This is a genomic window from uncultured Porphyromonas sp., from assembly GCF_938023125.1.
GTDB lineage: Bacteria > Bacteroidota > Bacteroidia > Bacteroidales > Porphyromonadaceae > Porphyromonas.
In genome coordinates this window covers 97,434-109,183 of sequence record NZ_CALHDW010000017.1, presented here as the reverse complement: position 1 = coordinate 109,183, position 11,750 = coordinate 97,434, and the positions used below count along the sequence as shown (strand labels likewise).

Genomic DNA, 11,750 nt, shown 5'->3' with positions numbered 1-11,750 from the left:
TTTTGTCAATACAGCTTGTTTGCACCTCCAAAGGTAGTGAAAGGCAGCATTTATTGGCCTGCCTATTGGGCATTGTTCAGTATCACTACATGAGAAATACACGGAGAAGTCGTACAATAAAAAAAGAAAATCGCAGCAAGCGAGAGGGTGCTTACTGCGATTTGTCGTGTGTGAGATGTCGAGGGAGAGGTTACTTCACTTCTTCAAAGTCGGCATCGGTCACATCTTGAGCGTTGCTGCCATTGTCTTGCGAGGGGTTGCCTCCGTCGGCACCGGCTTGTGGCCCTTCGGGGTTACCACCGGTTGCGCGGTACATTTCTTCGCTCGCTGCATGGAACGCTGTGTTGAGGGCTTCCATAGCCTTGTCGATAGCAGGGAGATCTTCGGCCTTGTGTGCCTTCTTGAGGTCTTCGAGGGCGGCTTCGATCGGAGCTTTCTTGTCGGCGGGGAGTTTATCTCCTAGCTCTTTTAGTTGCTTCTCGGTCGTGAAGATCATCGTATCGGCTTGATTTATCTTTTCGATACGCTCCTTATTCTGACGGTCGGCATCGGCATTGGCCTGAGCATCTGCCTTCATGCGGTTGATTTCTTCTTCACTAAGACCGCTAGAGGCTTCGATACGAATCTTCTGTTCCTTACCCGTAGCCTTGTCTACTGCTGATACGTTGAGGATACCGTTTGCGTCGATGTCGAATGTAACTTCGATCTGAGGTACCCCACGAGGAGCAGGCGTAATGCCATCGAGATTGAAGCGGCCAATGCTCTTATTGTCCTTAGCCATGGAGCGTTCGCCCTGCAATACGTGGATCTCTACAGAGGGCTGATTGTCTTCGGCTGTGGAGAAAATTTGGCTCTTGCGGGTTGGAATGGTTGTATTGGCTTCGATAAGATGTGTCATTACACCGCCTAGGGTTTCGAGACCCAAAGAGAGGGGAGTAACGTCGAGGAGCAATACATCCTTTACTTCTCCGGTGAGCACACCACCTTGGATGGCAGCACCTATGGCTACTACTTCGTCCGGATTCACTCCCTTAGAAGGAGCCTTACCAAAGATCTTTTGTACCTTTTCTTGGATAGCCGGGATACGAGTAGAACCTCCTACAAGGATTACTTCGTCAATCTGCGAGGGGCTGAGGTTGGCATCTTTGAGCGCTTGCAAGCAGGGAGCTTCACATGCTTGGATCAGCTTGTCGCTGAGCTGCTCGAACTTAGCACGAGAGAGGGTACGAACAAGGTGCTTGGGGATACCATTTACGGGCATTATGTAAGGAAGGTTGATGTCCGTAGAGCTGCTTGACGAAAGTTCTATCTTGGCTTTTTCAGCGGCTTCTTTGAGGCGTTGGAGAGCCATAGGGTCTTGACGTAGGTCGATACCTTCGTCGGCCTTAAACTCTTCTGCGAGCCAGTCGATGATAACGTGGTCGAAGTCGTCTCCACCAAGGTGTGTATCCCCATTGGTAGACTTAACCTCAAATACTCCATCGCCTAGTTCGAGGATAGAAATATCGAACGTACCCCCACCCAAGTCGAAGACGGCAATCTTCATATCCTTGTTGGCTTTGTCAAGCCCGTAAGCAAGTGATGCTGCTGTAGGTTCGTTTACGATACGACGTACTTTGAGCCCGGCAATTTCTCCAGCTTCTTTGGTAGCTTGGCGTTGCGCATCGTTGAAGTAGGCAGGTACGGTGATCACCGCTTCGGTCACTTCTTGTCCGAGATAGTCCTCAGCTGTCTTCTTCATCTTCTGCAAGATCATAGCCGAGATTTCTTGAGGCGTATAGAGGCGGCCGTCGATGTCTACACAAGGTATATCATTGTCTCCCTTCACAACTTTGAAGGGGACGCGGTCAATTTCTTTTTGGGCTTGCTCAAAAGTCTCGCCCATAAAGCGCTTGATCGAATAGATTGTTTTGGTAGGGTTGGTGATAGCTTGACGCTTGGCAGGATCGCCCACTTTGCGCTCTCCACCATCTACAAAAGCAACGATAGAGGGAGTGGTGCGCTTGCCTTCGCTGTTGGCAATAACGACGGGTTCGTTCCCTTCGAGTACAGAGACGCACGAATTAGTGGTCCCAAGGTCAATTCCGATAATCTTAGACATAGTATATATCCTTTTCTTTTGTTTTTTTCTTTCTTTGGTCGGCTCTCACATTGTGTGAAAGCGCACACCCCCATTCATACAACTACCGTGCCACTCCTTTTTTGCTCCCCTCTATTTCGGTTTATTTTTGGCCTGTTGCGTGTTTAGTTTGCCCTAAGATGGGACAAAATGTCTTCTGATTATGGAAAGAGGGTGGCGAGTGTTCTACCACGGCTCCTTTCCAGCGGATTTTTCCCTCTGAGGCGAGAGACGAAAAATTGCTGCCCAAAAAGGAAAAGTTTTTAGGGTAGAATATTTTTATTTTTCAGCCTATTATGGGGCGCATTTTTGGCTGATTTCGGAAATTTTTTCAGCCGGAGTGTTGGAAGGATTCTACCCTATTTCTTTTTTCTTTAGCTTTGTAGGGGTAAGTTGATCTCGTTCGTAGGGAATTTTTTGGAGAGCGACATTGTCGGACATCTACCGGGGAGCTCCACCCCCAAAAAAAGATGTGGAGCAACGGAATATTCACATAAAAAAAGAAGAAAATGAGACGACATTTACTCATTGTTTTCTCGCTGTTGTTGGCCTTGTCTTGGCAGGCCTCGGCGCAGAAAGAAGAACTCAAGTTTAATGTAAACGGAGGCTCTACCCAACTAAAGATGCTCTATCGTCTAGCGAATGTGGGCGATAAAGCAGAGGTTACTCTAGGCAATGGGCAGACGCTGACGCTGGAGCAAAAGAAAGAGGGAAAAGAGCTAGAGACTTGCGAGCTTGACCTCACGGCTCAGACCGAAGACTATGAGCTGACCATAGAAGCCGACAAACTGGTGACCCTCCGCATCGCTGCGAGTAAATGTGTGAATGGGGTAAAAAGTTTGCACTCGAAGTCGCTCGTTCGCCTCAATCTGGACGAAACGAAACTAACAGAAACTCCCGAATTGGACTTCTCCAACTGCCCCAATATCGAGGAAATTACCCTCGGAGGAGCCGATGTTACGGACGTGGTTCTTCCCGACAATCCCAAACTAAAAACCTTTATTGCCAGCCCGGCTCTTTTCTCCCAAAAGGCGATAAAGACGCTGGATTTGAGTAAGTGTAGCCAGTTAGAAACCCTTGGTTTGCAGGGCGTGGCTGTGCGCACTATCGATGTGCGTGCATGCCGAGAAACCCTCAAGCAACTGACCATTAGGGGCGTAAGCAATAAGGAATATCCCACAGTGCTTCTCGGGGGAAAAGATCTCAAAAAACTCACCTTGGTCAATATATCCCAATGCGCCATAGGGATGGACGACTTGCCCGATCTCAATGAAACTCAGCTCGATAACTTCAAGATCGGAAAGATGTATTGGCACTATGTAAAGGCGGAGCGCGTAAATGCTCTTACGGTAGACTTCAAAAATCTCAAATTCCAAAAAGGGATTTCAGAGACGCCCATAGAAACCAAATTTACATGGTTCCAAAAAGTAGATGGCACTTGGGTCAAAGAGCCTCTAGACAATACCAAGGTAACGGAGAAGGATGGCCTCTTTACGTTCGACCCCTCTATCCTCGATGCAAGTGGTAAGGCCACGGTGCGTTGTAAGGTGGAGAATGCGGGCTATCCCGGTCTTGCCAATAATACCAATACAGGGCTTCTCTCCTATAATATTACGCTCACAGATCCCCGCCTCCTGGCTGAGCTCACGATTACTAAAGAGTCTATTGGTAAGGATGAAGATGATGAAGATCTGACTGATTTCAATATGACAATGCAGATCGGAGGAGCCCCCAACACAAATATACAGATTGATTGGGGCGATGGCGAGCGCAAAGATTATACCATTACCTCCACCGAGGCTCAGCAGGTAAGTGCTACGGTAGATTTGGGTAGCGTGGTACGTATCTATGGGGATGTTACCCTCTTGGATGCCTCTCAAACGCACCTCGTAGGGGTTAAATTGCAATCGAATGCAAGCAAACTCAAAACCCTACGTCTTGCCCAAAACAAGATTGAATCCATTAATCTAAAGAGAGCTCCCAATCTCGAGGAGTTGAGCGTGACCGACAATAAACTTACATCGCTGGACCTTGCGTTTACACCCGCGCTCTCGGAGTTGTATTGTGGTTATAACACGATTTCCTCGCTAGACCTTGATAAGGTGCCCCTACTCTCCGTTCTCAATATCAATAACAATGGGTTCGCTTCTCTAGACACAAAGGTGTTGCCACAGCTAGAGATTCTCGTGGCTAGCGACAATACGCTTGCCACTCTCGACCTAAGCGCCAACAAAAAGCTCCGCTCAATTGACTTGATGAACAATAAACTCACCGAGCTAAAACTTGGGACGAAGGAGCTGCAGCGAGTGCTACTCAACAACAACCTCCTCGCCTCAATTGCTTTTGAGGGTAGCGAGGCTCCCAAGTTGTATGCCCTAGATCTAGGTAAGAATCAACTCGATGCTTGTGCTATCAACGACTATCTGATGCTCTTACCCTCTGCTCTAACCGCCGAAAATGCCGGCCCTAATAATGTTGTAAAGTTAGCAGGTAATCCCGGCTCTACTACATACGATAAGGCTCTTCTCCCTGTGGCAAATGGGGATGGGGGGCTCACTTGGAAGTCGGATGTAGAGGGCGATGGCACCGGCTGTGCTACCGCCAAAGTATTCGACCTCTCCAATAGAGAGAATGGTTCTGCCAAACTCCTTGTCTCGGGCACCGAAGTGGCATTTGAGACCCCTATTGCCAAGAATAGTCCTCTAGTAGCTGTGCTCACTCCCAAGCAGGGATACAAGGTGGCGAGTCTCCGTTTTAATGGAAAGGAAGAGAGCGCAAGTAGCAGCAATGCGAATGAGTTCTCCCTCAAGCTTGAGCATAATAGTCGCCTCTTCTATACGTTTGCAGAGGATACGGCTCTCGACGATGTTTTCGCAAGTGCCATCTCCGTGGCTCGTGTAGCAGAGGGGTATCAATTGGGCAATCTCCCCACGGGTGCTACCTACTCGCTCTACTCGGTAGAGGGGGCCTTGTTGGCACAGGGCACTATTGCCCATGGTACGCTCACGCTCTCCCTTGAGCGAGGCAACTACCTTCTCTCCATCAATGGGTCTACGCTAAAGCTCGCCTTCTAACTCGGTAATATGTTTCCATAAATAGGGCTGTATTGGGTTATACAGTCCACGCTATCCACCTCACTTCTCCCCGAGGAGTGGGGTGGTTTTATTTGAGTAAATAGGGGGCGATCTCCCCTATAATCTATACCTTTGCAGAGGCACGATAGCAACAGCAATATAAGTAACTAAATAGAGAGCATTTATGTCCCCCATTGTATCCCCTTCGCTACTGAGTGCAGACTTCTTGCACCTTGAGGAATCTGTGAAGATGATTAACCAAAGTAATGCCGATTGGCTGCATATAGACGTGATGGATGGGGTCTTTGTTCCTAATCTTTCGTTTGGGTTCCCTATCCTTGAGGCTATTAGCCCGATATGCCGGAAGCCGCTGGATGTCCACCTTATGATTGTGGATCCTTTGAAATTCATCGAGCCGCTTGCCAAAGTGGGGACGCATATCATGAATATTCACTACGAGGTGAGTCCGCACCTTCATCGCTCACTCACGGCCATTCGTGCCGCAGGGATGAAGTCGGGGGTTACCCTTAACCCCCATACTCCTGTGGAGGTGCTGGAAGACGTGCTTGAGGAGTGCGACCTTGTGCTACTGATGAGTGTCAATCCCGGTTTCGGCGGACAAAAATTCATCCATCGCACGTTGGAGAAGACTCGCCGCCTACGTCGCATGATCGATGAGAGGGGCCTCGAGACCATCCTGGAGGTGGATGGGGGCGTAAACGCAACCACGGCACCGCTCCTTGTGGAGGCGGGGGCTGATGCACTCGTTGCCGGTAGCTATGTCTTTGGTCATGCCAATCCCTTCGAAGCGATAGATGGACTAAAAGCCCTATGCCGCTGAGGGACGAAATCCCCCAACGGATTATTTTTAGGCGCCATCCTGCCCTATTACAAGCGGTTCTCCTTGTAATAGGGCTTTTGTGTGGCTACTGTTATCCTACGTTCTATTCTCCTGTCTTCATTCTCTTAGGGGCTATCTCTCTTTTCCTTCTAACCTATCTCTCTACACTCTCCCTTCGTCGAGTTGCCCCTCTACTAAGGCATATTGCGCTGGGTAGCACTACATTCGCGCTTGGCTTTATCCTTGCACAGGTTAATTATAGTCGCTTGGATGGAACCTCTACACCTGGAGAAAATGTTTGTGCCATTGCCCACAGCACACCCCGACGAACCGATCGGGGCTACTGGCGTGTGGAGGTCTCTCCGCTCCAAGAGGGGGCAACGGGCCATCTGCTTGTTTACCTCCCGCCCTCGGAGGCTGCACCTATCATCTCTTACGGGGATACCCTCTATCTCTATCCTACAGAGGGGCACATTTTGTCGTCTACTCCCCTCGGTGCCATCGAAAACCCATCGTACCAACATTATCTTGTAGCACGTGGCGCCTCTGCTGCTCTCTATCCTCGTAGCTATCGGGTGGTGCCACGCTCTCGGGGTACCAGCCTCAGAGAGTGGGCAGAAGACCTACGTATAACCCTTGTGCGAACCTTTGAGCAGCTCGATCTCTCGCCCGAGGAGGCGGATTTGATACGCACTATTAGCCTGGGGATGCGAGATGGGTCGAGTGGGGTAGATGCCTCTTTTCGCCATGCCGGGGCCGCGCATTTGCTTTCGGTAAGTGGCTTTCATTTGGTGGTGGTCGTAGGGTTGTTTGCGTTCCTTATTCCGCCCACTCGCCATCGGAGAGGGCGCATTGCTCGAGGTCTCTTCCTCATTATGATGGCATGGCTTTTTGCCCTTCTTACGGGGCTCTCAGCTCCCACGGTGCGAGCAGCCACTATGTACACGCTCTATGGTGTGGGTGTTTTGCTTCTGCTCCCCCAAGACAAACTCAATACATTAGCCCTTAGTGCCATCGTTTTATTGCTCTACCATCCGGGGTATGTTTTCGATGTTGGCTTTCAGCTCAGTTACGCAGCACTCCTCTCCATCCTTCTCTATGAGCCTCTCTTTGCGCTCTATGCGCAGCGTCTTTCACATCCACTGGCACGCTATATTTACCTCTCTTTGTCGGTTTGCCTTTCGGCACAGATACTCACACTCCCCCTTGTCCTCTATCATTTTGGGAGCTCGTCTACACTTTTCCTCTGGAGCAATCTTCCTCTCATGTTGCTGGCCACCTTGCTTATCCCGCTGGCTCTGTTGTACGCTATTCTGGCGAGTTTGGGCGTTGTCTTTCCACCTCTTTCTCAGGGGGTTGAGGCGCTTACGCATGGGCTCTATCAAGCAGCCTCGCTTTTCGACTCCGTGGAGGGAGGGGTATTTTCTCTGCGGCTGAGTGGGGCTGAAGCCTTGGGGCTTGCCACCATTTTGTTGGGGATGTACGGCATCCTTACCTACCTTGTGGCACGCTATAAGAGTGTGCGTCTGGCGCAAGGATACACCGGTACAGATCCTTTTGAGGAGGCAAAAGGGAAGACAAAAAACAGTATGAATGGATAAAAAACAGATCGCTTAGAGTTGGTCTGTAAGTGTTTTGTTATCAGCGGTGTAGTCTTGTTACTGCTTGCTTTTGAATTACCTTAAATGAATATTCAGCCTACTTATTCATAAAACAATTGGCCGGTGTAAATAATTTACATGGTCAATTTGCTAGTATTATTGCTATAAATCTATACTTTTGACAGTAGAATGGTAGAGAGATAGTCTAAGTGATTTTGTTTCTCTTCTCAGTTGGTAAGTAATAACATTATAATAGAGTAGTACTATGCAGATCAGTAAAAACGCACAACATTACATCGATCTAGAGCACCAGTTCGGGGCGCATAATTACCATCCGCTAGAGGTGGTATTGTCACGTGGTGAAGGCCCATTTGTTTGGGACGTAGATGGTAAAAAGTACTTTGACTTTCTCTCTTCGTACAGTGCCGTCAATCAGGGGCATTGTCATCCTAAGATAGTGAAGGCGCTTACTGATCAAGCGGGAAAGATTTGCCTCACTTCGCGCGCTTTCTACAACGATTGCCTTGGGGAGTATGAGGAGTTTATGCACCATTATTTTGGTTATGACAAGGTGCTCCCCATGAATACAGGGGCAGAGGCGGTGGAGACAGCCCTCAAGTTAGCGCGCCGCTGGGGCTATCGAGTAAAGGGAGTGCCCGAAGACGAATCCATTATCGTGGTGTGTAACGGCAACTTCCACGGTCGTACCATTAGTATTATATCGATGAGTAGCGACCCCTCTAGCTATACCGACTACGGTCCATTTACGCCCGGGTTCGCCAAGATCGAGTACAATGATCTGGAGCAACTGAGGACGGTTTTGGAGCGTGAAGGGCATCGTGTAGCCGCTTTCTTGCTCGAGCCGATACAGGGTGAGGCCGGTGTAATGGTGCCGGATGAGGGTTATCTGAAGGCTTGTTACGACCTCTGTCACGAGCATCGTGTACTCTTTGTGGCCGATGAGGTGCAGACGGGTATTGCCCGCACGGGTCGCCTCTTGGCTTGCGATCATGAGGGCGTTCGCCCCGATATTCTCGTCCTAGGGAAAGCCATCTCAGGCGGTGTATTGCCCGTGAGTGCTGTGCTTGCCGATGATGAGATCATGCTTACGATTGGCCCGGGAGAGCACGGCTCTACCTTTGGCGGTTTCCCCCTAGCTTGTAAGGTCGCTATAGCGGCTCTTGAGGTGGTAAGAGACGAGCATCTTGCAGAGCATGCCGAGGAGTTAGGTCAGCTCTTCCGCTCAGAGCTTGCCAAGATCGATAGCCCGTTTATCGAACTGATCAGAGGGAAAGGGCTGCTCAATGCCATCGTAATTAAGCCTCAAAATGGGGTAGAAGCCTGGAATGTATGTGAGCAATTTGCCCAAAACGGCCTCCTTGCCAAGCCTACCCATCGCCATATCATTCGTTTGGCTCCGCCGCTCCCCATTACTCGAGAGCAGCTCATGGAGGCCGTTGCCATTATCCGTCGATCTCTCGAAGAACTCGTCTAAAGGTAGCCGAAGAAATAGAATAATCCTCCAACGAAATTAGCACTATGGAGAGACGGCAAGCAACGAACAAAGTACTGATGGTGCGCCCTGCCTCCTTTGGCTTTAATAGCGAGACTGCGGCTAACAACCACTTCCAAAAAGCCGAGGCCCAGAGCAACGATACCGCCGTGCGTGCCCGACGCGAATTTGATGATTATGTGGATCTTTTGCGTCGCAATGGGGTGGATGTGTGGGTAATACAGGATACTCCGCAGCCCTACACCCCCGATTCGATCTTCCCCAATAATTGGTTTAGTACCCATATCACGGGCGAGCTTATTCTCTATCCCATGTTTGCTCCCAACAGGCAGAAGGAGAGAAAATTATCCGCTCTTGCCACGGTGGGGATGCTGGAGGGGGTGACTAAGATTGTCAATTTGTCCGGTTTCGAAAAGGAACATCTCTACCTCGAGGGTACCGGGAGCATGTGTCTCGATCGCATTCACAAGAAGGTTTACTACTGCGCTAGCGAGCGATCTAGTGAAAAGGTGGTGGAGGAGTATTGCAGCGAACTGGACTATACAAGTCTCTTCTTTCACTCCTACGACAGCCAAGGGCAGCCCATCTATCATACCAATGTGATGATGACGATTGCCACGGAGTACGCTGTGGTTTGTCTTGAAAGCATCCGAGACGAAGAGGAGCGGCAGCGTGTAGTGGAGAGCCTAGAGGCCAGCGGGCACGAGATTGTGCCCATCACGCTGGAGCAAGTGTACCACTTCGCCGGCAATATGCTGGAGGTGCTCGACGACAAAGGGCAGTCCCTACTGCTGATGTCCGCCGCTGCCAAAGCCTCCCTCACCCCCGATCAACTACGCACATTACAACGCTACAGCCGCATCTTAGCGCCCGACCTCTCCACTATAGAAACAATAGGAGGGGGGAGTGCTCGCTGCATGGTAGCCGAAATATTCATCTAGTAAAATCCCAAGAATACATATGAACAACTCTGTATATCTTTTCGAGAAACCCAAAAACGAACCCGTATATAGTTATGCCCCCGGCACCCTCGAGCGGGAAGCCCTCAAAGCCGCATTGGATCGCCAAGCAGCCCAAGAGGTGGAAATCCCGATAATCATAGGAGGGAAAGAGTATCGCACAGGAGATATTGGCAACGTGGTGATGCCCCACGATCACAAGCACCGCCTTGGTACCTATCATAAGGCAACGGAGAAAGAGGTGCAGCTCGCCATCGATACTGCCCTCAAGGCACGGCACGACTGGAGTCGCCTACCCTGGACGGAGAGAGCCTCCATTATGATGCGTATTGCGCGCCTTATTGCCACAAAGTATCGCTACGAACTCAATGCCTCCCTCATGCTGGGGCAGAGTAAAAACCCCATGCAGGCAGAGATCGATGCCCCTTGTGAGCTTATCGACTTTCTTACCTTTAGTGCCTACTATGCAGGGCAAATCTATAGCGAACAGCCTCTGAGCGATGCTACCATGCTTAACCGTATGGAGTACAGAGGGTTGGAAGGATTTATCTTTGCCGTAACGCCATTCAACTTCACAAGTATTGCCTCTAATCTCAACCTCGCCCCTGCTATGATGGGGAATACAACGGTATGGAAGCCCTCTTCTACCTCGCTCTACAGCAATTATCTCCTTATGAAGATATTTAAGGAAGCCGGGTTACCCGATGGGGTTGTGAACTTTGTTCCCGGCCAAGGGAGTACCATCGGCAAGGTGGTAACGGCGAGTGAGTCGCTTGCCGGATTCCACTTCACGGGCTCTACGGCTACATTCAATTCTATTTGGAAGAGTATTGCCTCGGGCATAGATCGTTACCGCACTTATCCACGTATTGTGGGTGAGACCGGAGGAAAAAACTTTGTTATGGTACACCCTTCTGCCGACGCTCAAGAGGTGTCTGTAGCGCTATTGCGCGGGGCCTTTGAGTATCAAGGGCAGAAGTGCTCGGCAGCAAGTAGAGCCTATATCCCCCGGAGCATGTGGGCGGATGTGAAGAGTCGCCTCGGGGATATGCTGGCGACGGTAAAGATGGGCGATGTGCGAGAGTTTGACAACTTTGTCAATGCGGTAATCGATGAGGCCTCCTTCGACAACTTGGCTGCCTACATCCAGAGGGCAAAGCAGAGCAACGATGCCGAGGTTATCTTCGGTGGTGCTTGTGATAAGAGCGTGGGTTACTATGTACAACCCACTGTAATACTTGCCAAAACGCCTAATTACGAAACCATGTGCGACGAGCTTTTCGGTCCCGTTCTCACGGTCTATGTATATCCCGATGGGGAGTATGCCGAGACGTTGCAGCTCGTTGATCGCACGGCTAAGTACGGCCTTACGGGGTCTATCTTCTCCTACGACCGCTACGCCACAGAGCTTGCGCTACAAACTCTAGAGCATGCCGCCGGTAACTTCTATATTAACGACAAACCTACCGGTGCCGTTGTTGGGCAACAGCCCTTCGGTGGCTCGAGAGCATCGGGTACCAACGATAAGGCCGGAGGTCCGATCAATCTACTAAAGTGGTGTAGCCCTCGTTGCATCAAAGAGACCTATACACCGCCTACGGACTATACCTATCCGTTTCTTAAATAGAAGGATAGTGACCCAC

Annotated in this window: 7 protein-coding genes; 6 read left to right on the top strand and 1 reads right to left on the bottom strand. The window is 50.1% G+C overall.

What is annotated here, in order from left to right; translation table 11 throughout:
* Positions 1 to 190: 190 nt before the first annotated feature.
* A complete protein-coding gene (dnaK, locus tag Q0090_RS05105) occupies positions 191 to 2,101 on the bottom strand; it encodes a molecular chaperone DnaK (protein WP_297948189.1) in 1,911 nt (636 codons plus the stop codon).
* 527 nt (positions 2,102 to 2,628) lie between these two features.
* On the opposite strand from dnaK, the gene Q0090_RS05100 reads away from it, so the two are divergent.
* The 6 genes from Q0090_RS05100 (at position 2,629) to pruA (ending at position 11,734) form a co-directional block, all read left to right on the top strand.
* Entirely contained in the window at positions 2,629 to 5,193 is a 2,565-nt protein-coding gene (locus Q0090_RS05100; protein ID WP_297948186.1) for a hypothetical protein, read from the top strand.
* 184 nt (positions 5,194 to 5,377) lie between these two features.
* A complete protein-coding gene (rpe, locus tag Q0090_RS05095) occupies positions 5,378 to 6,034 on the top strand; it encodes a ribulose-phosphate 3-epimerase (protein ID WP_276774107.1) in 657 nt (218 codons plus the stop codon).
* On the top strand, positions 6,025 to 7,635 hold the full coding sequence (locus Q0090_RS05090) for a ComEC/Rec2 family competence protein (RefSeq protein WP_297948181.1): 1,611 nt from the start codon (positions 6,025 to 6,027) through the stop codon (positions 7,633 to 7,635). Before rpe ends, Q0090_RS05090 begins: the two co-directional genes overlap by 10 nt.
* A gap of 265 nt (positions 7,636 to 7,900) precedes the next feature.
* Positions 7,901 to 9,130, top strand: coding sequence for an ornithine--oxo-acid transaminase (gene rocD, locus Q0090_RS05085; protein ID WP_297948178.1), 1,230 nt, complete (start codon positions 7,901 to 7,903; stop codon positions 9,128 to 9,130).
* A gap of 44 nt (positions 9,131 to 9,174) precedes the next feature.
* Positions 9,175 to 10,089 (top strand): citrulline utilization hydrolase CtlX, encoded by a 915-nt coding sequence (gene ctlX / locus Q0090_RS05080; protein WP_297948175.1) that lies wholly within the window; start codon positions 9,175 to 9,177, stop codon positions 10,087 to 10,089.
* Positions 10,090 to 10,108: 19 nt separating this feature from the next.
* Positions 10,109 to 11,734: an L-glutamate gamma-semialdehyde dehydrogenase gene (pruA, locus tag Q0090_RS05075; RefSeq protein WP_297948172.1), complete on the top strand. Its 1,626-nt coding sequence runs from the start codon at positions 10,109 to 10,111 to the stop codon at positions 11,732 to 11,734.
* Positions 11,735 to 11,750 lie beyond the last annotated feature (16 nt).

Coding starts and splice junctions, on each gene's coding strand:
- rocD (WP_297948178.1), top strand. CDS start 7,901: ATGCAGATCAGTAAAAACGCACAACATTACATCGATCTAGAGCACCAG.
- Q0090_RS05100 (WP_297948186.1), top strand. CDS start 2,629: ATGAGACGACATTTACTCATTGTTTTCTCGCTGTTGTTGGCCTTGTCT.
- ctlX (WP_297948175.1), top strand. CDS start 9,175: ATGGAGAGACGGCAAGCAACGAACAAAGTACTGATGGTGCGCCCTGCC.
- Q0090_RS05090 (WP_297948181.1), top strand. CDS start 6,025: ATGCCGCTGAGGGACGAAATCCCCCAACGGATTATTTTTAGGCGCCAT.
- rpe (WP_276774107.1), top strand. CDS start 5,378: ATGTCCCCCATTGTATCCCCTTCGCTACTGAGTGCAGACTTCTTGCAC.
- dnaK (WP_297948189.1), bottom strand. CDS start 2,101: ATGTCTAAGATTATCGGAATTGACCTTGGGACCACTAATTCGTGCGTC.
- pruA (WP_297948172.1), top strand. CDS start 10,109: ATGAACAACTCTGTATATCTTTTCGAGAAACCCAAAAACGAACCCGTA.